Origin of the sequence: Enterococcus sp. M190262 (assembly GCF_005843965.1) — a bacterium.
In the GTDB taxonomy this organism is placed as follows: domain Bacteria; phylum Bacillota; class Bacilli; order Lactobacillales; family Enterococcaceae; genus Enterococcus_D; species Enterococcus_D gallinarum.
In genome coordinates this window covers 169,541-195,868 of sequence record NZ_CP040461.1, presented here as the reverse complement: position 1 = coordinate 195,868, position 26,328 = coordinate 169,541, and the positions used below count along the sequence as shown (strand labels likewise).

At 39.8% G+C, this 26,328-nt stretch carries 23 protein-coding genes; 15 read left to right on the top strand and 8 right to left on the bottom strand.

Annotation, left to right across the window (positions count from 1 at the left end):
* The first annotated feature begins 159 nt into the window (after positions 1 to 159).
* A complete protein-coding gene (locus FE005_RS00900) occupies positions 160 to 1,683 on the top strand; it encodes a helix-turn-helix domain-containing protein (protein ID WP_228073963.1) in 1,524 nt (507 codons plus the stop codon).
* 448 nt (positions 1,684 to 2,131) lie between these two features.
* Positions 2,132 to 3,652, top strand: a complete 1,521-nt coding sequence (locus tag FE005_RS00895; RefSeq protein ID WP_138371134.1) for a flavocytochrome c — start codon at positions 2,132 to 2,134, stop codon at positions 3,650 to 3,652.
* A 91-nt stretch (positions 3,653 to 3,743) separates the two neighbouring features.
* Here the strand turns inward: FE005_RS00895 and FE005_RS00890 are convergent, their stop codons facing one another.
* Entirely contained in the window at positions 3,744 to 4,232 is a 489-nt protein-coding gene (locus tag FE005_RS00890; RefSeq protein WP_254696993.1) for a CDP-alcohol phosphatidyltransferase family protein, read from the bottom strand.
* A 325-nt stretch (positions 4,233 to 4,557) separates the two neighbouring features.
* Positions 4,558 to 4,998, bottom strand: coding sequence for a DUF1761 domain-containing protein (locus FE005_RS00885; protein ID WP_138371132.1), 441 nt, complete (start codon positions 4,996 to 4,998; stop codon positions 4,558 to 4,560).
* A 201-nt stretch (positions 4,999 to 5,199) separates the two neighbouring features.
* On the opposite strand from FE005_RS00885, the gene FE005_RS00880 reads away from it, so the two are divergent.
* A complete protein-coding gene (locus FE005_RS00880; RefSeq protein WP_003125663.1) occupies positions 5,200 to 5,577 on the top strand; it encodes a YxeA family protein in 378 nt (125 codons plus the stop codon).
* A 296-nt stretch (positions 5,578 to 5,873) separates the two neighbouring features.
* Here the strand turns inward: FE005_RS00880 and FE005_RS00875 are convergent, their stop codons facing one another.
* Positions 5,874 to 6,194, bottom strand: coding sequence for a hypothetical protein (locus FE005_RS00875; RefSeq protein ID WP_003125664.1), 321 nt, complete (start codon positions 6,192 to 6,194; stop codon positions 5,874 to 5,876).
* A gap of 190 nt (positions 6,195 to 6,384) precedes the next feature.
* Between FE005_RS00875 and FE005_RS00870 the strand changes: the two genes are divergently transcribed.
* On the top strand, positions 6,385 to 6,843 hold the full coding sequence (locus FE005_RS00870; RefSeq protein ID WP_021150292.1) for a DUF5626 family protein: 459 nt from the start codon (positions 6,385 to 6,387) through the stop codon (positions 6,841 to 6,843).
* Positions 6,844 to 6,864: 21 nt separating this feature from the next.
* Positions 6,865 to 7,383 (top strand): helix-turn-helix domain-containing protein, encoded by a 519-nt coding sequence (locus FE005_RS00865; RefSeq protein WP_003125666.1) that lies wholly within the window; start codon positions 6,865 to 6,867, stop codon positions 7,381 to 7,383.
* Positions 7,384 to 8,215: 832 nt separating this feature from the next.
* Here FE005_RS00865 and FE005_RS00855 read toward each other — a convergent pair.
* Positions 8,216 to 8,884 (bottom strand): DUF421 domain-containing protein, encoded by a 669-nt coding sequence (locus FE005_RS00855; protein ID WP_103300255.1) that lies wholly within the window; start codon positions 8,882 to 8,884, stop codon positions 8,216 to 8,218.
* 237 nt (positions 8,885 to 9,121) lie between these two features.
* Between FE005_RS00855 and FE005_RS00850 the strand changes: the two genes are divergently transcribed.
* Genes FE005_RS00850 through FE005_RS00840 form a run of 3 tightly spaced genes read left to right on the top strand, consistent with a single transcriptional unit; the run spans position 9,122 to position 12,169 of the window.
* Positions 9,122 to 10,435, top strand: coding sequence for an ABC transporter substrate-binding protein (locus tag FE005_RS00850; RefSeq protein ID WP_005470601.1), 1,314 nt, complete (start codon positions 9,122 to 9,124; stop codon positions 10,433 to 10,435).
* Between the two features lie 29 nt (positions 10,436 to 10,464).
* A complete protein-coding gene (locus tag FE005_RS00845) occupies positions 10,465 to 11,337 on the top strand; it encodes a carbohydrate ABC transporter permease (RefSeq protein ID WP_138371131.1) in 873 nt (290 codons plus the stop codon).
* A gap of 16 nt (positions 11,338 to 11,353) precedes the next feature.
* The gene (locus FE005_RS00840) at positions 11,354 to 12,169 is read left to right on the top strand and encodes a carbohydrate ABC transporter permease (protein ID WP_003125672.1); all 816 of its coding nucleotides are present in this window, start codon (positions 11,354 to 11,356) and stop codon (positions 12,167 to 12,169) included.
* A gap of 120 nt (positions 12,170 to 12,289) precedes the next feature.
* On the opposite strand, the gene FE005_RS16805 is transcribed toward FE005_RS00840, so the two are convergent.
* Positions 12,290 to 12,427, bottom strand: coding sequence for a hypothetical protein (locus FE005_RS16805; protein WP_021150289.1), 138 nt, complete (start codon positions 12,425 to 12,427; stop codon positions 12,290 to 12,292).
* A 425-nt stretch (positions 12,428 to 12,852) separates the two neighbouring features.
* Between FE005_RS16805 and FE005_RS00835 the strand changes: the two genes are divergently transcribed.
* From FE005_RS00835 to FE005_RS00810, 6 genes are all read left to right on the top strand, one after another.
* Positions 12,853 to 14,472, top strand: a complete 1,620-nt coding sequence (locus FE005_RS00835) for an SH3 domain-containing protein (protein ID WP_103300257.1) — start codon at positions 12,853 to 12,855, stop codon at positions 14,470 to 14,472.
* 131 nt (positions 14,473 to 14,603) lie between these two features.
* The gene (locus FE005_RS00830) at positions 14,604 to 15,362 is read left to right on the top strand and encodes a DeoR/GlpR family DNA-binding transcription regulator (RefSeq protein ID WP_138371130.1); all 759 of its coding nucleotides are present in this window, start codon (positions 14,604 to 14,606) and stop codon (positions 15,360 to 15,362) included.
* 19 nt (positions 15,363 to 15,381) lie between these two features.
* Positions 15,382 to 16,776 (top strand): Xaa-Pro peptidase family protein, encoded by a 1,395-nt coding sequence (locus FE005_RS00825; protein ID WP_081132118.1) that lies wholly within the window; start codon positions 15,382 to 15,384, stop codon positions 16,774 to 16,776.
* A 74-nt stretch (positions 16,777 to 16,850) separates the two neighbouring features.
* A complete protein-coding gene (locus tag FE005_RS00820; protein ID WP_081132117.1) occupies positions 16,851 to 17,687 on the top strand; it encodes a Cof-type HAD-IIB family hydrolase in 837 nt (278 codons plus the stop codon).
* A gap of 149 nt (positions 17,688 to 17,836) precedes the next feature.
* The gene (locus FE005_RS00815) at positions 17,837 to 18,787 is read left to right on the top strand and encodes a hypothetical protein (RefSeq protein ID WP_003125678.1); all 951 of its coding nucleotides are present in this window, start codon (positions 17,837 to 17,839) and stop codon (positions 18,785 to 18,787) included.
* A 238-nt stretch (positions 18,788 to 19,025) separates the two neighbouring features.
* Positions 19,026 to 20,687, top strand: a complete 1,662-nt coding sequence (locus FE005_RS00810; protein WP_138371129.1) for a peptide ABC transporter substrate-binding protein — start codon at positions 19,026 to 19,028, stop codon at positions 20,685 to 20,687.
* A gap of 264 nt (positions 20,688 to 20,951) precedes the next feature.
* Here the strand turns inward: FE005_RS00810 and FE005_RS00805 are convergent, their stop codons facing one another.
* Positions 20,952 to 21,527, bottom strand: coding sequence for a polymer-forming cytoskeletal protein (locus FE005_RS00805; RefSeq protein ID WP_005470607.1), 576 nt, complete (start codon positions 21,525 to 21,527; stop codon positions 20,952 to 20,954).
* Positions 21,528 to 22,319: 792 nt separating this feature from the next.
* Between FE005_RS00805 and FE005_RS00800 the strand changes: the two genes are divergently transcribed.
* Complete coding sequence (locus tag FE005_RS00800; protein WP_003125681.1) at positions 22,320 to 22,520, top strand: cold-shock protein; 201 nt, start codon at positions 22,320 to 22,322, stop codon at positions 22,518 to 22,520.
* 225 nt (positions 22,521 to 22,745) lie between these two features.
* On the opposite strand, the gene FE005_RS00795 is transcribed toward FE005_RS00800, so the two are convergent.
* Both FE005_RS00795 and FE005_RS00790 read right to left on the bottom strand, forming a co-directional pair.
* Positions 22,746 to 24,530, bottom strand: a complete 1,785-nt coding sequence (locus FE005_RS00795) for an ABC transporter ATP-binding protein (protein WP_103300262.1) — start codon at positions 24,528 to 24,530, stop codon at positions 22,746 to 22,748.
* A complete protein-coding gene (locus FE005_RS00790) occupies positions 24,511 to 26,253 on the bottom strand; it encodes an ABC transporter ATP-binding protein (protein ID WP_103300263.1) in 1,743 nt (580 codons plus the stop codon). The genes FE005_RS00795 and FE005_RS00790 overlap by 20 nt, the downstream gene beginning before the upstream one ends.
* Between the last annotated feature and the right edge of the window lie 75 nt (positions 26,254 to 26,328).

The window sequence follows — 26,328 nt, the reverse complement described above, 5'->3', positions numbered from 1 at the left end:
GGCGCACTACATAGAACAGATGAAGAATGAGCGACTTATTCGACAAATGTTTAAAATTAGCTTAAAAATTAATATATATATTTAATCGTTTTATCAGTTTATATGAGTATGAAAGAAAGCAACTTATGAACGAACTTCTATTTAATGCAGGAGGAAGACATGATTATTCAGGATCTTTTTGAAAAGCGAACCCAATTAATGGTCAATTGCTTGCGTTATATTTATCAGTCAAATAGTTTTGTAACAATCGTTAATTTATCAGAAAGACTGAATGTGAATCGAAAAACAACGGATAGTATTCTTAATGAATTGCAAAAAATCAATCCGCAAGCAATCAAAATCAAAAAAGCATTAGGGTGCTCTTTTAGTGGCAATAAAAACATTTATTTTGATATACAACATGAAATTTATAATCAGTCAGTCATATATCAAGTGATCGAGAACTGTCTATTGTCAAAAAGAATTAAGATTGAAGAGTTTTGTGAATTGAATTACATAAGCCTTTCAAACCTAAGAAAAAAATTTCATTGCATCAACCGTAGTCTGCAACGCTTTGAATTAAAGATAGGCACCAAAAATAGACGGATCGTGATTGAAGGGTCCGAAAGCCAAATTCGTTACTTTGGTCATTCCTTTTTTTGGACGATTTGTAAAGGCGGTCAGTGGCCCTACCCCGAATTGAATTATGCTCATATCAGAGAATTATTCGTTCAGCGAATCTTACCTAATTTTGATTTTCAACTGAAGCAATCGATCGTGGATAAATGGTGCTACTTGATTGCGATCAACATCCTCAGAGATAAAAAAGGCAACCGCTTGAAAATGGAGGAAATGCCTCAATGGTCGATCAATATGACTCAAGATCTATTTGAAAAAGAGTTTCAAAATATCAAAGATTCTTTCTTTCAGTATAGCTTTTTTAGAGATGAAAGCATTTATTTTCTATTTTTGATGATGCAAACTTCCACGCAGTTTTACGCTAAAAAGGCGACCTATAAGCAAATCATCGATTTTTGGGAAAGAGAAAAAGCAGAGGTGTATTTAGAAGCAGTCAGTCTCTCAGAAAAATTGACATTGCCGTTAAATGGCGGAAATGAGAAAAATGTCTTCGGCATTTTATTGGCGGCGCATTCTTTTTATGACGCTTTTGAAGGATTCCTGGAAGTAGGTTCCGATTCAGATATCATCCGCTATTACAGACACTACTATCCAGTGCTTGTGAATAAAATACGTACCATTTGTTTTGGCAGCACAACAGGGCAACTTACAGAAAAACAGGAGTTTCTGCTCTTACGATATGTTCTTGCCTACACGTCTCTGATCACACCTACTTTATTTGAGAAAAAGATTGTTGTTTCGGTAGAAACAGATTTTCCTTTCTCATTTGAACAGTTCTTCATTATGCAGCTGAAAAAGATCTTCTCCGCTCTTTATAATATTGATTTTATTGCTGCGGAATCACTAGTTGAAGAGCCAGACATCATTATCTCAAACACCTACCAGAATCGTTCGGCAATCTACATGAGTGGAGCGATCGACAGTTTAGAGATTGAACGTCTGACAAAGAAAATCGAATCCATCAGAAGAGAACACATCTTGCAGGAGAATGTGATTGTTTTTTCGCAACAAGTAGTCAGTGCCGTTTTCGAAAATCATGAAAGCGCTAAGGATATTTCTGTGTAATAAAGATGTAGAAAATTATCGTTCCAAAAAAGCAACTAGCAGTTGGCAAGTAAAGAATAGAAGCAATCAAATAAATTTTGACCAGAAGCAATCAAAGAAAAATTCCTAAGGTTTTGCCTGCGGTGTGTATATATTTCTATGTATGCACCGCTGATCAATGGGGACATATACACAGTAAATGAAATTTCGATTAGAACAACTAATGAAAAATTACACAAAATATAAGCGTGATTTTATTATTTTCTATTTTTATTATGTTTATATAAATATGTTGGGTTTGTTTTTTAGATGATAACGCTGATTTTAAAGCAATTGAAATTGTTAATAGTCAAAATATTTTTTATTCTTGTTTGTTAATAAAGTAACAATCAATAGTGCTAGAGCGCTGCTTTTTCAGTGGAAGAATCAAAGAACAATCAAACAAAAGAAAGAAAGTTGGGGGAAAAAAGTGAAAACAAGTGGATTAAAGAAATTGGTCATTGGCGCTGCAAGTTTATTATTGCTCAGTGCTTGTGGTAGTAACGGGGCGACAAAAGATAGTGAAACAGCAAAAAGTTCAGCATCATCAAGCGAAATAGAAGTGGCTTCAGGTGCATCTGAACAAGAATATACCGATCCTTCTGAACTAAAAGATCAATATGACATTGTCATTGTTGGTGCTGGTGGTGCCGGAATGGCAGCTGCTTTATCTGCCAAAGAAGCTGGGATGAATCCAGTCATCTTGGAAAAAATGCCGATCGCAGGCGGAAACACATTGAAATCTTCTGGTGGGATGAATGCTTCTGAAACAAAATTCCAAAAAGAACAAGGAATCGAAGACAGCAACCAACAGTTCTTTGATGACACACTAAAAGGTGGTAAAGGTACGAATGACCAAGAACTTTTACACTACTTAGTCGATAACTCAGCTTCAGCCATTGACTGGTTAGACGGCATGGGAATCACATTAGACAACATCAGCTACAGTGGTGGTGCAAGTGTCAAACGTATCCACCGTCCACATGACGGCTCTGCTGTCGGAACCTACTTGGTAGATGGACTATTGAGAAATATCCATGAAAAGGAAATTCCTTTGTTTGTGAATGCTGATGTGAAGAAAATCAACGAAAAAGACGGAAAAGTCACTGGCGTTTCTGTAAAAATCGGTGATGAGGAAAAAACGATCAATGGGAATGCAGTTGTCGTTACCACTGGTGGCTTTGGCTCAAACAAAGAAATGATAGAAAAATATCGTCCGGATTTAAAAGGCTATGTCAGCACAACATCTGAAGGCAGTACAGGTGACGGCATCAAGATGATTGAATCTCTTGGCGGTGCAACAGTCGATATGGATCAAATTCAAGTTCACCCAACAGTTGTTCAAGATACAGGGATGTTAGTCAGTGAAACAGTCCGTGGAGAAGGTGCGATTTTAGTCAACCAACAAGGTGAACGTTTCTACAACGAATTAGAAACCCGCGACAATGTTTCTGCGGCGATTACCGCTCTTCCAGAAAGCTATGCTTACTTGATCTTTGACGATGCATTAGCAGGTCGAGCAAAACAAGTTGATTTCTACAAAGAACAAGGTGTAGTCGTTGAAGCAGATACGATCGAAGCCTTAGCGAAGAAAATCGACATGGACGCTGATACATTGGCAAAAACACTAGATACATGGAATCAATCTGTTAAAGATAAAAAAGACGAAGCATTTGGTCGAGAAACAGCAATGGATTATGACTTAACAACTGGTCCTTACTATGCAATCAAAATCGCACCAGGAATCCACCACACAATGGGTGGTGTAAAAATCAATACCAATACACAAGTCTTGAAAAAAGACGGTTCTGTTATTGATGGTTTATACGCTGCTGGAGAAGTAACTGGTGGTATTCACGGACAAAACCGTATCGGCGGAAATGCAGTTGCTGATATCATGGTCTTTGGTCGTCAAGCAGGGGTCCAAGCTTCAGACTACGCTAAAAAATAAATAAACATCACTATTCATAATAGATAGTACGCAAAAAACGTCCAGCTGTAATAAGAGCTGGACGTTTTTTTGATACTCCTGTTGCTAAAATTTAGCTGGATTGATGAGAAACAGTGAAAAAGCCTTTTGGATTCGGTTCGTAATAAGTGCTGCGCCAGACAATCAGTGTTTCCTCTATAGATGAAAACAAAGCGAGCAGGAATGTCACGACCCAAATATATCCTGATACGTCACCAAAAGTAAATGCCACGAAACACAGGAGAAACAAGGCAAGACCTGTTATCTTGTTGCTCAATGTGTGCAGCATCCCCCACTGAGCAAACTTAACTTTAGTCAAAATCAAATTAAGAAATCGAATGCTAGCGACTAAGACAATGCCATAAATGATCCAATCTGGATAGATCTTAGTTTTAATGTAAAGAAATAGGACAATGGACCAAAAAACAAAATCACCTAAACTATCTAGTTTTGAGCCCAAGGTCGTTTGCAATCGATAGGTTCGTGCAATAAATCCGTCTAAAACATCCGTCAATCCGCAAATGATGTAGCAGACTGAAAACAAAGGCTGCTGATTAATCAATAGAAGACCAGCTAACGCGATCCGTGCAATGGACAAGAGATTGGGCAGGTAGTTGATGGTGATCCCTTCTTTCTTTTTTTAGCCCAAGAATAATCAAAAAACGACAAGCTTGCTAGAGGGGGAAAAGCAATCCCGAGAGCTCAACTAAATCAGCGAAAGAGATTAAGAGAAGATCGTGGGTGAATAAAGTACTACTAGGATTGTCGTAAGACAATCTAGCCCACTCATACCTTACGACAGGTTTTCACTGATTGGTTTACATTACCTGTTTTTTTCTGCCCCCGATAGCTTGAGAAACACTTGCTTATGATTGCGTATCAGCTTGTTAACCTACCACTGGAAACAAGCCAATGATGATTCCCATAATGACTAACTCGATTGCACCATTCAATAAATGCAGACCAATCAGTTTTTTGCTTTGTCCAGCATAGGCTGCATTTACGAAAGTTGCCACAGCAAATACGCCCAGCCATAGCAAAAAGGCCACTTGCAAGCTCGTCATCATCCAACCGTCATGGTCAAACTTATTGAACCAATAGGTGACTTGTCCTAGTGTAAATGCCAATAATAGTCCGCCAACAGCTGTCCCGCCAAAAGTAAAAACGACATTGCCGGCAGACATATGATGACTTTCTTTATTTAGCATGCCAGATTCTTTTGCCCAAAAGCGCCCCCAAGCATGGATTGGATTATAAAGTAAGCTCCCGCTGATCATAAAAGCAAGTGTTGCCAAAAGAATAGCAATAAGATTGAAATGTGTAAGCATATAGGTACTCCTTTTTTTAATTATTGTAATCTTTTTTGCCTTTGTTGCCTAGCTGGATAAGCAGTATTAAGCAAATATCAATAAGTTGTAGAAGTTTTCTTACGGCAACCTTTCAATTTTGTTATTTTGGATTGGGACCTAAGGCCGATTTCCCCTGTTTTTATTTTGCTAAGATAGAAAGAGAGACGAAAGGAGAATATGATGAAAAAAATCGTACGAGCAATCTTATCCATTGGTTTGTTTTTCTTACTTCTGTGCGGGGGAATCATGTTGTACACTAACCGAGCATCGGGAGAAGTGGCAGGAATTTTAGATCAATTGAATCCACTTGTTCCAAAAAGCGAAATGTATGTAAAAACGCAAGCGCCTGAATCGGTCAACGGCTATGGCACTGCTCATTACAAACAAGTAGCTGCCACGGCAGATGGCCAGACTCGAATGATAGAATTTGAAGGCTTACAAGTGTTGAAGACAGAGCGCTTTTTGAAATTGACGAATAAAGGGGCACATGTTGAGACGTATGAAGAAATTGCCAAAGAAGACGTGCCGTCAGCAGCACTGAAAGAGATCGATGGATAGCACGAGAATGACGAATAACAGAAATAAGTTTAGCAGCAAGGCAAAAAATTTTTTGCGAAGGTCTGCTGGAAAATGAGGATGAGTTAAGATACCAGCCCAACATTTATCTGTGAAAAGGATACTTGTTGGGCCGTTTTATTCGTAAAACAGCGTGCCAAAGACCGAGTTATGCACATATTAACAGTTTTATCCACAATATATAGAGGGAACTTGTTTTCGCCTACGACATCTTGAGGTTGTATTGTCTTTGTGGATTGAGAAAGGGTTTATCCTCTTAACGAAAACATTCCTTTTATTTATAATAGTCCGCTTTGCACATGCTTATGCAGCCATTGTGAGAGTTGCTCGAACAAAAATCGGGAAACGAGATAAGTCAGCAGCACTGCAAGAAAGTAGCCAAGTAAATCAACTTGCAAGTGAGCGATCTTTTCAAAGGAAAAGAGTGCCCAATGACTTTCAAGAGGTTCATTGATACTCCTATACCAGATGAATCTTAGCGGGAAGCCAAAAGCATATTCGTACAAGGGACCAAATTGTTGGCTAGATACTGGACCGAAAAAAACACTAAAAAGCGGCAGACTAAAACTGAATAATAGGATTTTATTTTGCCTTTTCATTCTGACACCTCCCCACAGATCGTACTTTTCCATTATTACAGTAATTGTTATAGAAAAGAAGCAACCTTTTGTTTACAATGAAAGGGAAATGAAGGATGTAAACCAATGGTTTCCCCCTGTAAACCTATAGTTTCTCCTTATATTTCAAGAAAAGCGATAAAGTGAAGACAAATAAGAGAGGAGTGTTTTTATGAAGAAATTAGTTATTTTAGTAGCCTGTTTTTTAGGTTTTTTGGGGGTGTCTGTCACAGCTGCAGCGGATGAAAAGAATACAGATGAGCTTGTTTATGAAATGACCGCTGGCGTCGGTTCTCAAGAGATATCTTATATTGATGAAGCGGATGATGAAGTCGTACTATCTGTTGAATATATTCAACCCTTTGCACGAATTGCTCAAGGAACTTATAAAGTGTCTAAGACAGTCAAAGGAAGTTGGACTGCTTCTTATAATGTAAAGATCAACTCAAAAGAACAGATCACAGCGGCGACAAATTTGAGCATCAAAGCATTGAAAGGAAGTATTCTTTCGAGTTCATTAACCCATACGACTACTAAGGCTACTTGCAGCTTTAAACAAAAAGCTGGAACGATTACAACAAATGCAAGCGTGACCGCAACCATTTCTAATGGTAAACTAGTTGTAAAGTAATAGGTGTAGGAGATGAAATTAGTGGCCTTAGCGGAACAACTAAAATTATATCGTGAGAAAAGCGGATTGTCGCAAGCTTCCGTAGCAGAAGAATTAAAGATTTCTCGTCAGTCGATCTCTAAGTGGGAGAATGGGCGTGGCTATCCAGATATTGATAATTTAGTTTTACTAAGCAAACTTTATCAAGTATCGATTGATGAATTGCTGCAGGAAAATGAACAATTGAAAGAACAAATTCAAAAGAATAATGTGGAAATTGAAGATAAAAAGAAGAAGTTGAGTTTTATCACCCAACAAATGTCTTCTGATAAAGATGAAGGATTGATTTTGCTGCTTTTAGCCGGCGTATCCTCATTCATCTTTCCTTTAGGCATCCTCCTAAGCGGTTTTGCCATTTGGCGCAACAAGAAGACAAATTCTTTTTATCGACTTGTTTATATTGTCTGTGCAATCGCTTTGCTGTTAAATCTTTATGATGGGTATGTCCATGTTGCAAATGTCATGAACTGGGGGACAACGACTATCGAACAAGTGGACTAGTTGCCTGCAATTATAGCAATAGCTAAGGCCCTAGTGAAAAAATTGAGTTCTGCTTTGTATGAGAAGATTCAAGCGAAAAAAGATATCCCGCCTGAGAGTAGCTAGCCAATACTCGCGATAAAATCGTGAAGACGGGCTAACTATTTCTCAGTGTTGGGATATCTTTTATTTGAGTGAGTATTCGTTCACTTATTTAATCTTAGTAAAAATAAAAAACATCTGATTGATCGTTGAATCATCGCTCTTTTGTTACAAGATTCGACTGGAGTACAACGGGACATCGTCACCGATGGGATATCCGTTTGTCGAAGATCTTATGGCATAGACTCTATTTCTTTTTGCTTTGAAAAAGCAAATAAAGGATGATAGCAATCGTTGAAAGAGCTAGTCCTAAAAGATTGTACATCAAATCAGACGTGGGTTCATAATGATGATGATCAAAAACATTTAGTAAAAAAAACAAAAATGGTATCAAAAGAAAGAGTAGTACAACGACATTCTTTCGCCATGTAATAAATATCGATCCGATAATAAGAAACAATAAAACAGGAATCCAAAAAATCAATCCACCAATTACCTCTATATCCCTTCACCTCCATCTAATTCAGTAGAATACTTCTTTCATCTGAAAAAATTCCAAGAAAACAAAGAAATCTCTATGAAGAGGCAGTGAGGAAAAAATAACGTTTTTAAAGTAAGCCTTTTTTGCTCATGCTGATTGCTAAGTGATTACTCGTCGAAAATAGTTGTTGATGGACGGTATCTTCCTGATGGTATCTTCCTGATGGCATCTTCCTAAAGAGGAAAAGTATCTTAAAATCGAATGATTGTTTTAGCCATCGATTCGGTAGCGAGCCTGAATCGTCTCTGCCTTGGTGATGATATAAAACCCATTGTCTTGGGACCACTCTACATAAATAAGATTTTTGAAAGAAGAATAGCCTTGTTTCTGTAATTCTTCTCGTAGCCAAGTTTCGCTCAAATGATGGGATTGCAGTACAGGATATTGAATATTTCCTTGGTCAACCAGCATGATTGCCAATGTTTGCTCATCCTCTGAATGTGTTAAAACACTGATTTGCCCCGCGTTTTCCAGTACAACATACTTGGCATTTGCAAGGGAGAAACATTGTTGTTGCCGTAACATGGTTCGCAACTGCTCCATTTCGATATGATTGCGGGTAATCTCTTGTATATTGAGCTGACCATTGTGAATCAAGACTGCCGGTTCGCCTTTCAACCAGCGATTGATTGTCTCATTTTTTTGAACAAATTCTTCAATAAAGTAAATCAACAGTGCCCACAAAGCGATAGCGAAAAGGACATGGAAGACCGAAACGTTGTCATCGTAGATCGACTCTTCTAAAATTCCGCCTAAAACGAGAGTATAAATCAAGTCGAAAGGTGTGATTTCCGACAGTGTCTTTTTCCCTAACAGTCTTGCCACCAACAATAAGCCAAATAACCCAAAGAATAATTTTAGAATAATCGTAAAAACCATCTGCTCACCTCCTGTATGTTAGCACTACTATATCATTTTCTCATTTTAATCTCATTGTTCTGCACTTCTTTCATATTTTGTTTCCATTCATCATGGCTCAAATTTATTCATTTTTATCAACAGAAATTCAATTATTTGGTTTTTTTTCATCTGATATCTATAATAAAAGCAAGGTGCAATCGCTTTCTATTGCACCTTTGCTGGGATTTTAGGAAAAGCAAATAGGAGGAGAGAAAAATGAAAAAAAGGTTGATTTTTCTATATAGTATATTGAGCTTTGCGTTGCTTGTTGGTTGTTCCAGTAATAATGAGAGTAGTGAATCAGGAGATTTTGCTAGTTCAGATGAGCAGACATTGACTGTCTGGGCTTGGGATACGAATTTCAATATTCCAATTATGGAAAAAGCAGGGGAGTACTACCGTAAGGATGGGCATGATGAGATTAAAGTGAATGTCATCGAAATGTCGAATGAGGACACAAAGCAAAAAATGGTTTCTGGATTCACGTCGGGGGTATCAGAAGGATTGCCTGATATCGTTTTGATGGATGATTATGATGTACAAAGTTATCTTACGAATTATGAAGGGAAATTTGCGGAGTTATCTGATACCATCGACTTTGCTGATTTTGCCGAATACAAAGTAGAGAATGCTACCTATAAGGAGGGAATCTATGCAGTCCCATTTGATTCTGGTTCTGCCGGATTATATTATCGCACCGATTATTTAAGTGAGGCAGGCTACAGTGAAGAAGATATGAAAGATTTGACTTGGTCCCAATTTGTCACTATCGGTGAAGATGTGAAAGAAAAGACCGGTAAATGGTTTGTCGCATTCATTCCCAACCGCGGGACCCATTATCTGCAGATGGCGATGCAGTCTGCCGGACTGTGGTATTTCGATGAAGAGGGCAAAATTTTCTTGAAAGACAATCCAGCGATCCGCGAAATGATGCCGATCCTAAAAGAGATTGACCAGAAAGAGTTAGCAAAACCGGTAGATTATTTTGCTCCTGAGGGAATCGGAGCAGTTACGAGTGGTGAAGTCGCGGCGGTTAATTCTGCCATTTGGTTTTCAGCAACGATTCGTTCCGCGGAGGATCAAAAAGGCAAGTGGGCTTATACACATCTGCCGCAATTAGAGACAGTTGATGGGGCGACCCCCTATTCAAACCTAGGCGGATCAAGCTGGTTAGTTTTGAACGATTCGCCAAATAAAGAACTGGCAATGGATTTCTTGAAGACAGAATTTGCAGGTAATGATGAATTTTATCAAGAGATATTGGTCGAGAATGGGGCAGTGGGAACGTATTTGCCATCTCAAAAAGGGGATGCGTATCAATACAAAGACCCATTTTTCAATGATGCGCCAATCTATAAAGATTTTTCGAGTTGGATGGCTGAAATCCCTGGTGTCGACTATGGCAACAATACGCAAGCAGCGGTTGATGCTCTTCGAGGAGTTATGCAGAGTTATTTTGATGATGCATTGAGTTTGGACGAAATGCTAGAAGAAGCCGAAAATAATTATACAATGCAAGTCGGCGAGTAGCCGATTTGCATTAGCAGGGAGTGGATAAGATGGATCCTTCGAGAAAAAGGCGAGAAGTATGGAAATTTATTAGTTTTGCAATGATCTTAAGCAGTATTTTCATGATCTATCCAATTCTTTATTCAATTTATTTATCTCTTCATACGATGCAAGGATTGCAATCCGTTTTTGTTGGTTTAGACAATTACGTTCGGATGTTTCAAGATACCATTTTCCACAAAGCATTATTCAACAATTTTGTTTTCTTGATTTTTCAAGTGCCAATCATGGTGTTTTTAGGACTTTTACTAGCTTTTGTGTTGAATACACCAAAACTAGTTGGACGAACTTTTTTTAAGCTTGCCTTATTTCTGCCAAGTGTCACCTCTCTGGTTTCTTATGCGGTTTTATTTAAGATGATGTTCCAGATCGGTGGGATCATTAATCGGGGCTTGCTGGCAATTGGAATTATCCAACAACCGTTAGACTGGTTAAATAGCCCTTTTTGGGCGAAAGTGACGGTGATCATTGCCTTATGCTGGCGCTGGACAGGGTATAACATGATTTTTTATTTAGCAGGATTACAAAATATTTCAGATGATACGTGGGAGGCTGCGGATATAGATGGCGCAAACAGCTTTCAGAAGTTCTTTAGGATCATTATTCCTCAATTGAAGCCAGTGATTGTTTTTACCACAATCACATCGACGATCGGAACGATTCAGCTCTTTGATGAAGTGGTGAATTTAACAGGCGGTGGCCCTTCAAATGCGACATTGACTGCAGCACAACTGATCTACAATCATTCATTTGTCTATACCTCAAATTTTGGTTATTCAGCAACATTGTCGTGGGCGTTGGTAGTGCTCATTGCGGTCTTATCCTATGCGCAGTTCAAATTAGCAAAAGACGACCGACAATAAGCAGAAAGGAGCAGCGATGAAGCGAAATGTGAATACACTGATAAAATATCTTTTTTTGATCGTAGCGGCATTCGTCTCTATCTTTCCTTTCTATTGGATGATCGCGGGAGCGACGAATACATCGAATCAGATTGCTGCTGGAAAACTCACACTAGGAAATCAGCTGATCACGAACCTTCAGCAACTATTTTCTAACTATAATGTTTCCTTGATCATGTGGAATTCGATCAAGATTTCTGTAATTACTGTTCTATTTAGTTTACTGATCACATCATTGGCGGCATTTGGTTTTGAGAAATTTCGAACCCGCAGCAGTGAAATGATTTACTCGCTTTTTTTACTGTGCATGATGATTCCACTGGCTGCATTAGTCATCCCATTGTTTAAGATGATGTCAGGCCTGCATCTTGTAAATCAGCATATCGCCGTTATTTTGCCGCTAGTCAATAATCTCTTCCTGATTTTTTTCTTTCGTCAAAATTTCAAGTCCTTTCCCGATGGCATTTTAGATGCCAGCAGGATCGAAGGAGCAAGTGAGTATACGATTTTCTTTCGGATCGTTTTTCCAATGATGCGCTCAACTTATGCAGCAGCGGCTATCTATGCTTTTATGAACTCATGGAATAGCTATTTGCTCCCGCTGATCTTTTTGCAGACAGAAGATCGTCAAACGATGACGTTGCTGATATCGAACTTATCATCGGCTTCTTATGTTGCGAACTATGGCGTGCAGATGACAGCAATTGTCATTGCAACGATCCCTACATTAGTCCTTTTTCTCTTTATGCAACGAGGGTTTGTCAAAGGAATGACGGGATCTTTAAAGCTTTAACGACACAAAAAATACCTGATTATTTAGCCGAACCGAGAGTCTACTCGGATCGGTTGAATAGTCAGGCATGTTTTTCAAGCTACAAAGCAGCCTAAAGTAAATGTCGCAGGCAGATAAGGGTCATCGTTTGTCTTTAGCGGCGGATTTTTTGTCTTTTTTTGGTACAGAAGCAAGGGCTTTTTTGAAAATTTCCTCTTTTTCTTGCTTATAACTATGCTGACGCTCGGCATAAACTTTTTCTTTCGATTTCGTTTTCATTTTAAGTCACCTCTTCCTTTTTTTTACTATAGCATAATTTCACAAATAATTAAAACGGTTTCTCTTTTGTTTTTAAAGCTTTAACGCTTTTTAAAATTGTATTTGTGAAGAAAAAGGGACTAGATTGCAAATAAATGTCGAGTAGATGGAAGGATTATTGAAGAAAATTGGCCTACCTTGTTTATTTGATAGGAGCTACTCTAGTTTCCAAAAAAACAGTCGGGTTCATTCGTTTTGATAGCGTTCTATATTTTTTTCATTTAAAATAGAATTGTATTTGTATCGTTTGTATAGGTAAAACGTGGATTTAGAAAGAAAATTTTTCGGTGCCAAGGAATAAACCTACATTAAATAAATGTTACAGACAGAAAAAAGATGTTAAAAATCAATCGATTTTGATAGAATGAAAAGGAGGGGGTGTTTCATTGGAATCTCGAAAAGCAATCCGTAAGCGTTTAGTGAAACAAAAACGATCACTTTTTATTCAAAAAAGTATAGGGGTTACAACGGTGTTAGCTTCTACATCAGGTGTATTCACAACTTTGGTCAACGCACCAGAGGCCAACGCTACAGGAGTAAATGAAACAGAAGTAGCAAAGTCAACTAAATCAACTGCAACGACAACTCTTGCTCGATCGTCAGAAACAACGATCAATCGACAATTTAAAACGACCGCTTCACTGAATGTGCGTTCAGACGCTTCAACCAGTGCGAGAATTATCAACGGTGTGGGGAACAATACCACGATCAAAGCTGTTGCTCAAAAATCAGGAACTTCCGTCAATGGGAACACGACGTGGTACAAGTTGTCATCTGGGGGTTGGATTTCTGGCGCTTATGTAACAACCGCCAGCAACAGCAACTCTTCCAACAACAGTACTAGCGGAGAAACAGCTGTCAATAAGACCGTCAAAACAACAGCAGCACTGAATGTACGGTCTAGTGCATCAACCAGTGCGAGTGTCGTTCGGGGATTGAGCAGCAATGCCACGGTCACTGTGGTTGCTCAAAAATCAGGAACTTCCGTGAATGGTACAACAACATGGTACAAATTGTCTAATGGTGGCTGGATTACCGCAGCTTATGTTCAGGCTGTGTCTAGCGGTTCAACGACAAGCAATCCTGGAAACACATCAACCACAGAACAAGCAATCAGCAAAAATGTCAAGACCACCGCTTCATTGAATGTACGTTCCAGTGCATCAACAAGTGGTAGTGTTGTGGGAAGTCTGAGCAATAGCACGACCGTTAAAGTTGTCGCTCAAAAATCAGGTTCATCCGTCAACGGCAATAAGACATGGTACAAATTATCTACAGGTGGTTGGATCACGGCAGCTTATGTCAAAGATGCGAGCAATACGAGCAGTCCATCAACCGGTGGATCAAGCAGCAATAATTCTAATTCATCAAATAATTCTGCCGAACAAGCAATCAGTAAAAATCTACAGACTACGACTGGGATGAATGTTCGTTCGAACGCTTCAACTACTGCCAGTATTGTCAGCAGTTTGAGCAGCAACGCTGTAGTGAAAGCAGTGGCGCAGAAAAAAGGGACTTCTGTCAATGGTAATACGACGTGGTATAAGTTATCTAGCGGTGGCTGGATCACGGCAGCTTACGTAAAAGAAGTCAGTGGAAATACCACAACAAATCCTGGCAATTCTGGCAACAATACTATCGGTACGAATATTAACGGTGCTGCTATTGTAGCTGAAGCCCGTAAATATATCGGGACACCCTACCAATGGGGAGGGAAAGGGCCAGATGTCTTTGACTGTTCCGGTTTCACTCGTTATGTCTTTTTACAAGTAACAGGGAAAAATATTGGCGATTGGACCGTTCCGCAAGAAAGTGCCGGTACGATCATCCCTGTATCTCAAGCCCAAGCAGGAGATCTTCTATTCTGGGGTGAAAAAGGCAATACGTATCATGTTGCAATTGCAACTGGTAACGGCAGCTTCATTCATGCACCAAGCACTGGGTACACGGTTACCGAAGCAAGTTCAGGTTTTTCAACAGCCAGCTTTGCGCTTCGTGTAAAATAAGAAGAACAATGACGACAAAACTACCTGCAACATGTTTGTTGGAGGTAGTTTTTTTAAGATCGTTTGCATCTTTTTGCATTGTTTCGCAATTTTTTGCATTGTATTTTTTAGTGGAAAGGAATGACAGAGAGATGTTTGTGGAACAGCGCCTAGCTAAAATCCAAGAAGTGCTAGCAGTTGAGCAAAGTGCTTCGATTGAACGATTGTCCAAGTTGTTATCCGTATCAAAAGATACGATTCGTCGTGATCTGATTCAATTAGAAAAACGGCACGTACTTAAACGAACCCACGGAGGGGCGGTTTCGACGAACCCTGCAGCCGTGATTTATGATTATCAAACTCGCGCCGGGCAATTTTATGACATAAAAGCAAAAATTGCTAAAGCAGCTATTCAATGGATCAAACAGCCAGCTGCGATTATTTTTGATGCATCGACAACTGTAGAAGCGGTGATCAATGAACTGTCAGATTATCCTCTTCAAGCGATTACTAATTCATTGACTCATGCCCAACGATTGGCAGCGCTAAAACAGAGTACGATTACGGTTTTGCCTGGAAGATTAGACAAAGAACAATTATTTTTATATGGTGCGGATACTGTTGCCAAACTTGCCCAATTTCAGGCAGATTACACACTGTTAGGAGTATTTGCCCTTTCTACAGAAGGCGTATTTATCCATACGGAAGAAGAAGGCATGGTCAAGCGTCAGATGGTGAAACAAGGAGAGTATGTCATTGCAGTAGCTGACCATACAAAGTTAGCAACGACTGGTTTTTTTAAAGTCTGTGATCTGCCGGAGATCGATCTTTTAATCACCGATCAACAACCAGGCATCGAGTTACAAGCAGCACTTGCCGCAGCGAATGTGACCATTTATGTAACAGAGTAAATCAGAAGGAGTTTTAATCATGAAAAAAGCGATTGAATTAGCCATTTTACCAGAACCACCTATTTTTGAAGAGGTCGCTCCAGTTTTTTTAAGTGATGCGACCATGAGTCAGCGCAAACAAAGTGTCTTAGAGCGAATGGCTGCTGAAGAGTTTGACACGTTGGTGATCTATGCAGACAAAGAACATGGCAGCAACTTTGAATATCTGACAGGATTCCTGCCAAGATTCGAGGAAGGACTATTGGTTCTAGATAAAACTGGCGCCGCAACACTCATTTTGGGAAATGAAAATTTAAAGCTGCAGGCTCATTCCCGCATAGCGGCAGAGCTAGTCCATTACCCGCAGTTTTCGCTGCCGAATCAGCCTATGACAGGAGAAAAATCACTATCCTCTGTTTTTTCTTCTTTAAGGTTTAAAGAGAAGAAAAAAATTGGCATCATTGGGTGGAAGATGTTCACGACGCATCACGAAGATCCAGCCACACTCTTTGATGTTCCTTATTTTATCGTAGATGCAGTCAAACGGGCAGTCACAAGGACATGTCATGTGGTAAATGCTGCTTATTTGCTGATTGGTGAAAAAGGAAGCCGTAGTCACAACAATGCCAATGAGATCGCTCATTATGAATATGGGGCTAACCTTTCTTCTCGTTGTATTTTGAGTGCGATGAATGCGATTGAAGTTGGCAAAAAAGAAGCCGAAATTGGGGCATATTTGTTGGCAGAGGGACAAATGCCTTCTGTGGTGCCAATCGCTGCTAGCGGTAAACGATTTGAATTTGCCAATCTTTATCCAACGCACAAACGAATTGCTTTGGGTGATCCTTTCTCAATGACGATTGGTTATAAAGGGGGACTCTCCAGCCGCACGGGATTTGTCGTCTCAGAAGCAAGTCAATTGCCGGCTGAACAACAAGATTACCTTGAACGTGTCGTGAAACCGTATTACCAGGCGATCACCACTTGGTTGGAAGCAATTCGAATCAACCAAACGGGTGGCGAGATGTATCGATTGATTGAAGAAGTTCTGCCAAAAAAGAGTTATCACTGGCATTTGAATCCTGGACATCTGGTTTCGGATGATGAGTGGATGTCTTCACCAATCTACGCGGACTCTCTTACACCTTTAGAAAGCGGCATGATGTTCCAAGTAGATATCATTCCATCTGTTCCTGAGTATACTGGTGTCAGTGCGGAAGAATGTATTGCATTAGCTGATCAAGAACTGCGACAAGAATTAAAAGCCGATTATCCAGAATTGTGGGAACGTATCACGAAACGCAAAGAATATCTCGAAAACTGCTTGAACATCCAACTATCTCCCGATGTTCTACTTTTATCAAACACAGTCGCTTATTTGCGTCCATTTTATTTAGCGAAGAATCAAGCATTACGAATCAAAAAATCACGCTAATTGGATTCATCCTTAGGCGAATTTGAGGATGAAGATAGTCGAATGAAAGTCATAGCTAAAGTTAGGAGGCACAAATGAATACGAGAGAAATCAAATTAATCGTAAGCGACATTGATGGAACGATTTTAGATGATACCCATCAGATTGACCCAAACTTACAACAGGTGCTGCAACGATTAAAAGAAAGTAAAATTCCTTTTGTCTTAGCGTCTGCACGATCACCAAAAGGGATGCAGCACTTAGCTGAAGCGTTAGGAATCAGCGAGTATCCTTTGGCTTGTTACAATGGCGCGTTAGTTCTGGCAAACGGAAATCTTTCTGCTCCGCCTATCTCAAGTCATGAAGTTGCAATCAAAGAAGTTGTGCGAATCATCAGCGAGACAAGAACACACTTCTCACAAGTTTCTATCAATCTTTATTCAGATACAGTTTGGTATGTGGATCGTCTTGATGAATGGGTAAAAAAAGAAGCCGCAATCACGCAGGAGGTACCGCAGGAGGCAGATTTATTGGCCTTAGTACAGTCCTTGCAAATACCCGTTCATAAATTACTTTTGATCGGTACGTCTGCTGAGATCCAAAAAGTAAAAGGTTACTGGGAAAAGCAATCTTTGAAGACGAGCGCTCTTTACCTTTCAAAAGATAATTACTTAGAAGTCACGCATCGAGAAGTTTCAAAAGAAAAAGCATTGATGGAACTGGCTTCTTATTACAACGTGCCTCTAGCGCAAACGTTGGCAATAGGAGATAACTTCAATGATTTACCTATGATACTAAAAGCTGGAGTAGGGGTCGCAATGGCCAATGCACCACGAAGAGTCAGGGAACAGGCGGATGCCGTTACACTTTCAAATAAAGACAGTGGAGTTGCAGCTGCTCTTCAGAAATTTGTCTTATCGATCACTTCCTGAAGGCCAGCAGATGGTAATATCGGGAATCGCTTAAAGAAAACAAATCGTGTTACAAAATACACAAACGTATCTTTTGACACGATTTTAGCCTCTATTTTACACTCAAAGTTATAACGTTTGTTATAATCTATCGTTTATAAGGAGGACAAATGAATAAGAAGCTCGTAAAAACATTATCTAGTTTTGCGGAGACGTTGGGGTTGTCGGTAGATCCAAAAATGGGTGTGATTTACGGTACGTATCGTTCGTATAAAGTTATATTGACACAATTGAATAATAATAGTTATTCTTTCGCAGCAACTTTTTCGATCAGCAAAAACCAAGAACTACCTAGCTCAGAGCAAGTGAGACAAGTAGTGACTGATTCCAAAGACATATTGGACTGCTCTGTACAAGGTTACCAAGTCACTTATACATTCCGAGGGGCAATGACTGTTGCCAAAACCAAAGAAAAATTGGTTGCTGGTCTAGATACAGTCACTGATTTTCTTAAAGAAAATCACTATCAAACTGTCTGTCAGTTTTGCGGAACATCGGAAGCGCCAATAGATACCTACAGCATAGGTGGGCTGCCAGTGATCGCTTGCAGTGCTTGTTTCAAAAAGCAAAATGAAGCGATGCTTGCTAGCCTGCATGAGCAGAATCAGAAGAAAGAAAACTGGCTGGCTGGGATAGTTGGTGCATTTATAGGTTCACTGATTGGGGTCGGTGTCATTATTTTACTTGGCCAATTAGGTTATGTAGCGGCATTATCAGGTATTGCAATGGCTGTCTGTGCTTTAAAAGGGTATGAACTTCTTGGCGGAAAGCTGAGCAACAAAGGCATCATCGGTAGTGTTTTGATTATGGTCATCATGGTTTATCTAGGCAATCGGATTGATTGGTCTATCAGTGTAGCCAATTATTATACCGATGTTGATTATTTCTATGCATTTCGGATATTGCCTGACTTGCTAAGAGAAGGTTATTTGGAAGCTAGTCAATACTATGGGAACCTAGCTCTTGTCTATCTGTTTACTGCAATTGGTGCGATCCCTACGATTCTTAGTGTGATAAGAGATCGTAAGAATAGTAGAGAAAGCTACAAAATGGAAGCTTGATAATTGTTTGACTGTGATACGTAAGGAGCTGATAGGATGCTCTTGCGTATCACAGTTTTTTCTTGTTTGAAAGAGAACATAAAGGTTGTAGATTAATTATTTATGAAAAAAAGAAATTTTTTTTAATCTTTTTTGAAAAAAACGAGGGAAAAACTCTTGCAATTACCATAATTATTGATTAAAATCAAATTCAACTTCAGAAAATTCTGAAAATTATGAACTTAAGGGGAAGAGGAAAATGAAAAAGTGGGCCTTTGGATTGGTAGCAGTGTGTGGTGTCTTATTAGCCGGATGTACGACAGGAGGCACGAGTAACACAGGAGAAAGTACTTCCTCGAATGGAACAGCAGCAGCGGAACAGATCTTCAATGTTGTCGTCCAGCAAGAAATGCCTAGTGCAGATCTTTCTCTTGCAACTGATACGATCAGCTTCAGTGCATTGAATAATGTCTATGAAGGATTGTATCGTTTGGATGCTGACAGTAAGCCGCAACCTGCTGGAGCTGCTGAACTCGCAGAAGTGAGTGAAGATGGATTGATCTACCGATTGAAATTGCGAGAAGATGCTAAGTGGTCGAATGGTGATCCTGTAACAGCTGCGGATTATGTTTACGGCTGGCAACGGACAGTAAAAGCCGAAACAGGCTCAGAATACGCTTATTTGTTTGCCCCAGTCAAGAATGCTGAATCGATCACTGCAGGAAAAACAGATCCTAGCGAGTTAGGGATCAAAGCAGTCAGTGAGTACGAATTAGAGATTACTTTAGAAAAAGCAACCCCCTATTTTGATTATTTACTCGCTTTCCCATCTTTCTTCCCGCAAAATCAAGGAATTGTGGAAGAAAAAGGCGATCAATATGCAACGACCAGTGATAATTCTGTGTACAATGGCCCATTTGTTTTGACAGGATTTGATGGACCGGGTACAGATACGGAATGGTCCTACGAAAAGAATGATCAGTACTGGGACCAAGAAAATGTTAAATTACAAACCATCAATGTCAGTGTTGTCAAAGAATCTGCGACTTCGTTGAATCTATTCCAAGATGGTCAAGCAGACGATGTGATCTTAACAGGAGAATTGGCGCAGCAAATGGCAAATGAGGAAGCTTTTGTTTCAGAGCCTTTGGCCCGGACCTCTTATATCGAATTGAATCAGCGAGAAGAAAATTCTCCATTCCGTAATGAAGATTTGCGAAAAGCAATTTCTTATGCAATCGATCGTGGTGCACTTGTATCCTCCATTCTGGGGGACGGATCTCTAGCTTCGACAGGATTGATTCCAGAAGGTATGACTTTCAGCCCGACGGATAACAAAGATTTTGTTGAAGATGCTGGCAGTGTGATCGAATACAATGAAGACAAAGCGAAAGAACACTGGGAAAAAGCCAAAGCAGCTTTAGGAATCGATTCATTAGATTTTGAAATCTTGGCTTCTGATACCGACTCGACTAAAAAAGCGATCGAGTATGTCCAAAGTGCAATCGAAAGTACATTGGATGGTGTGAAAGTCAGCTTGAGTCCGGTACCTTTTTCTGTTCGGCTAGATCGTTCCAACAACGGCGACTTTGATGTTGTAATGGGCGGATGGGGGGCCGACTATGCAGATGCCAGCAGCTTTACAGATCTGTTTGTTACTGGAAATTCCTATAACCGTGGTCGTTGGAGTAATCCAGATTATGATGCAGCAGTGAATGCCGCTGCTTCAACCCATGCGGGAGATCCTGAAGCTCGTTGGCAAGATCTACTAGAAGCAGAAAAAATCATTATGGCAGAACAAGGTGTCATTCCTGTTTACCAAAACGTGGAAGCCCATTTGCGGGCGCCAAAAGTCAAAGGAGTCGTTTCTCATGGTGCAGGTGCGCAATATGATTACAAATGGGCTTCTATTGAAGAGTGAGTAGCATTGAATTAAGCAGTTAATCGGCAAGAAGTAAAAAATCCTCTTATCGTCAAACATTCTTGGCAAGTGTGCGTCAGAGTGAAAAACGATGGGAGGAATTTTTTAGATTATCAGAAAATCTTTGTAGCTACTTACACAAAGTTAGTGGAAACAACGATAAAACAGAGAATAAAAAAACACAGAAAAAACCTTGGAGATGAATAAAATCAAATCCAAGGTTCCTTTTTCGAAAGTGTTTTTCACAAAGAAAACAGTAAAAAATTATTCGCTGACTTTCACGTCACCTGTAACAGATGCGCCTTCTTTATCAAGTGTTGCTGAATCTTGAATTTCTTTAGAAGCGAACGTGATGTTTCCTTCAACTTTAGTGCCGTTCAATACGAAGCCTTTTGCATTTACTTCGATGTCGCCTTTCACTACACCGTTAACGATGTTGAAGTTTTCTGAGTTAACAACTAATTTAGGAACAGTTACAGTGTATTCAGCAGTTACTGTACGGTTTTCATCTTGAGAGTACAATGCAAATTTACGGTAGATATCATTTGCAGCGTCCCCTTTGTCATGGAATTCGCCGTCAACTGTCAAATCTTTGTCGAAAGTCATGTTGTCTGTAACAGCAACGATCCAGTTACCGTCTGCGCTCAATGCTTTTTCAATGACTGAAGTTTGGTCACTTACTGAAGCTGTTGAAACAACATCATCTGTTGATGCAGTTGTTGCAGTTGAAGCAGCAGTGGATGAACTTGCAGTTGTATTGTTATCAGAACTACATGCAGCTAGAAGAGTTCCTCCCATTAGCAATGAAGCAGCGATTAAAGTGATTTTTGTTTTTTTCATGTTACCTTCTCCTTTGTATGCCCATAGTTTTCTTAAAAACAAAATGATTATACCATAGAGGAGTTTAGTTTGTGAAACAAAAAACATAAATGAGGAGAAATTTAATAAATATCAAGCAATTCTTACTGAAAATATCATAATCCAGTTTCAAGAAAGAAAAATTTATGAGAAAGGCAGCTTTAATGGAAATTATCTTTACAGGGATGAGAAGGACATCTATGAATCAATTTACGTTTCAGCGAGTCATTAGGGATTTTCTCTACTAACTTTTAAATAATTTTACTTTTAAATAATTTTAAATAGAACTAGAATAAAAAAAAGGCTAAAAATTTCCTTAATGTTTCCAGAGACAAGTTTGATAAAATAAAAGAATTGTTCGGTGCATGTTTCTGCAAGAGGCAAGTATCGATTGGCGTTGAATCTTGTACTTGAAACCATAGCCTAGATAGCACTGTCTTAGAATTCGCTATTTTACATGTTCTTATGTACGCAAAAGCGTCGCGTGCTCTACAAATATTCTACAAAGCGCAAAGGATATGTGAAAGGAATAAGGTGGTAAAAGAGCTAGAGACAGGATTAGAAAAGCTGTTGCCAAGGAAAACTTAAGGTTTTACGAGTATCGAAAAAGAAAAGCAGCATTATCATTGCTATTTTTCTTCTGGCATGGTATTCTATAAAAGTAAAGTTCTGATATGTTAATACTTGTTTATCTTTTGATACGCACTTCAATTACACATCATTTTCTATTACAAAAATAAACACACACGATGTGTAATATGGAGGTATACGTTTATGAATAACGGTACAGTAAAATGGTTTAATGCAGATAAAGGTTTTGGATTTATTACAGGTGAAGATGGCAATGATGTATTTGCACACTTTTCAGCTATCCAAGGCGACGGCTTCAAAACTTTAGATGAAGGTCAAGCAGTGACTTTCGACGTTGAAGAAGGCCAACGTGGCTTACAAGCAACAAACATCGTTAAAGCATAATAACAACTTTTAAAAGAAGACCGGCAATGGTCTTCTTTTTTTGCTTTAAAGTAAAAAATTCATTTCCGGAAATTATTTTCTTGACCTGGTGATCTCCAAGGAAAAATGAAGGAATGAGTCAATGAATCTCAAAAAAAGACTGCGGCTGTATACTAGACGCAGTCTTTTTTGTTGGCGATGGCCTCCGCTTTTTGATCTCTAGATGAAACGTGACAAAAATTCTAATCAATTTCTGGCAAACTGACTATTGTAGAGTTGGGCGTATAATGAAGGTTTTGCTAACAGTTCCTCATGTTTGCCTTGCTCAATGATTTGTCCTGCTTCCATCACAAGGATCAAATCAGCATTCTTGATCGTGGAGAGGCGATGGGCAATGACAAAGCTTGTTCGATTTTTCGTCAATGTGTCCATTGCTGTTTGGATCATTTGTTCGGTTCGGGTATCAACACTGGAAGTCGCTTCGTCCAGAATCAAAATAGCTGGATCTGCCAAAATTGCACGAGCAATCGTCAAAAGTTGTTGCTGACCTTGTGATAGTTCGGTTTCGGATCCTATGATCGTCTCGTAGCCCTTCGGCAGTGTCCGAATAAAATGATCGCATTGTGCTGCTTTTGCGGCGGCAATGATTGCCTCTTTCGTTGCATCTTTTTTGCCGTAAGCAATATTCTCTGCAATCGTTCCTTCAAACAACCATGTGTCTTGTAAAACCATCCCAAATTTTTTGCGAATGTCTGTGGCTGAGAAATCCGTCATATCGTAGCGATCGATCCGGATCTTGCCTCCATTCAGTGGATAGAAGCGCATCAGCAAGTTGATCAAAGTTGTCTTGCCGGCCCCAGTAGGCCCCACGATGGCTACTGTCTGTCTAGGTGCAACTTGTAGGTTCACATGTTGCATCAATAATTTATCTGGAGAATAGCCGAAAGAAACATCTTCAAAATCGATTCTCCCCGACAATTCTTCTGGGACTGCAAGAGGGTGTTGGGTTTCTTTTTCTTCTGGATAATCCAAAATCTCAAAGATCCGTTCCAATGACGCTAATGCACTTTGTAACGTATTAATAATATAAGAAGCTTGTGTGATCGGTTCGGAAACTTGATTGGTATATTGCAAGTAGGCTTGGATCAACCCGATGGATAACTGTCCATTGATTACCATCATTCCACCAATCACAGCACTTACGACAAACCCGATTTGGTTGATAAAGCGAATGAACGGATTGATCGCATAGCTAGCAAATTGTGCTTTACGAAAAGCATGAAATTGCTTTTCACTTAATTCGTGCATTTCTGAAGCGACAGCAGATTGCTGATTGTAGGATTTGATCAATAAATGGGCAGTATAAAACTCTTCTGCCCGGCTACCGACTGCTCCCAATGTTGTCTGATTTTCTGAAAAGTAAACCAAATTTCGCTGAGCCAGTCGATGGGTAGCGAAAGCACTTATCAGTAGGATAATGATAATCCCTACAGTTAATAATGGACTGAGCCAAAACATCACACCAAGACCAAATAAGATACTGAGAGTGGCTGTAATGAGTTGCATCAATCCGACTTGAAGGACTTCAGAGACTTTATCCAGGTCTAGAATTGCTCGGCTTAAAATATCGCCTGTCTGATGCGTATCGTAAAATCGTACCGGCAACCGATTAAACTTGTGCGTCAATTCTTTTCTGAGGGTTAAGGTCAATGTTTCGCTGACACTTGCCATTGTGTATTCTTGTAAAAATGAAAATAGACTAATCATCAGCCAGGAGATCCCTAGAAGGAGCAGTGGCCATTTGATGACTTGCAAGAATTCACTTGGTTGCCAGCCTCCTTGCTGAAGCAAAGTGATGAGATTATCCAATCCTTGACCCAACAGTAATGGTGCGATTGTCATAAGTGTCGCGTAGCAGAGAGCAGAAATCAAAATCAGTCCGAAGCGGCTTTTTTGCTGGAATAATAATTGTAAGAGCCGCATGCTCGTATGTTTTAAATTTTTTGGTGCATCAGTTATTTTTTTGCTCATTTTTTTCTCCTCCTATTCCTTGCGAAGCCGCAAATTCTTGATAGGTGCTACAGGTTTCCATCAGTTCTGAATGGGTCCCTTTTCCGACGATTTTTCCTTCATCAAGAACGATGATTTGATCAGCATCCATGACAGTTGCAACACGCTGAGCCACGATCACTACGGCTGAATCACGGACATAAGATTTTAATGCTCGCCGTAAATTTGCATCTGTTTGATAGTCAAGCGCCGAAAAACTGTCATCAAAAAAGTAAATGTGAGCGGGCTTCACTAATGCGCGCGCAATACTCAAACGTTGTTTTTGCCCGCCAGAAAAATTGCTGCCCTTTTGAGCAACGTGACTGTCGATCCCATCGGGTAGACTTTCGATGAACGACTCTGCTTGCGCGATTTTGACGGCCTGTGCTACTTGTTGCGGATCGGGATTGACAATCCCGAAAGTCAATGTGTCCCAGATCGATCCACTGATCAACAATGCTTTTTGAGGAACATAGCTGATAAATGATCGTAGTGCGACCTGTGAGACTTCTCGAATATCACGATCATATAATGTGATTGAGCCGTTAGAAACGTCTTTTAACCGCAAAAGTGCTTTGGCGATCGTACTTTTTCCTGATCCGGTGCCGCCAACAATCGCAGTGGTCTGTCCGCGATGGATCTCAAAATCAATATCTTCCAGTACGGGTTCCTCTGCCCCAGCATAGGTGAAGGAGACATGATGAAAGGCAGCTACTAATGAGCTTTCTTTTGGCAAGATTGGCTGTGGACCGTCTGTCATCGTTTCTTCTTCAGACAAAACTTCTTCAATCCGCTGCAAGGATGTCAATCCTTTTGGGATCATGACGATCACCATTGCTGCCATGGTCAAAAACCAAAGGCTCAAAACGGTATATTCGATGATCGCAGTGATACTGCCGATGGGCAGGTTTCCTGAGAGACTTTGGAAACCGCCGAATCCCAAAATGCTTAGAATGGACAGCCCCATGAAAAAGTGTACGGCTGGATTCAAAACAGCGAATAAACGATTGACTTGGATCATCACTTTTGCGTACCCTTCAAAGGTTTGGTCTGTCCGCTTTTTTTCGAAACTAGCTTTGTCAAAGGCGCGAATCACCCGTACGCCTGTATAGGTTTCACGCAAAATTCGCATCATAGTATCTACTTTTTTCTGCGTTTTCTTTGCCAAAGGGATTGCTTGATAAATGACGAAAAGTGCGACGATCGAGAAACAAGCAATCGCTGCAATAGGGATCCACACCATTCGCCAAGATACACTACCTGTTAAAATAATCGAAGCCAAAATGATCAGTGGAGCGGGAAGAATCATTTGTAAAGCCATCATCAAGATTTGTTGAATGTTATTGATGTCATTCGTTGTTCTTGCAAGCAAGGTTGGTGTACCATATTTTTCAAAACTAGAGATCGCAAGCTCCTGTATTTTGTTGAATAGTTTGATCCGAAGATGATGTCCGAACTTCCCTGCTAGATGGGCAGAAAAATAACTAGCACTGACAGCAATCACACCAGTTCCTAGTGCAACAGCCAGCATCCAGCCCCCATAGCGGATGATAGCTGATTGGTCTTGTTTTAAAATGCCATCATCAATGATCTTGGCTACAAAATAGGGAAGAAAAAGTGTCCCGAAAGAATGGATCAGCATAAATAAAAAAGTACCTAGAAATAGGCGTTTTTCGGTGAAAAAAAATTGTTTTAATTGTTTCATAAAAATTCCCTCCAATTACGTCGTTCTGTGCTAGAATAAACTGTAACGTAACGTAACAGTCAATAGGAGGGAGGC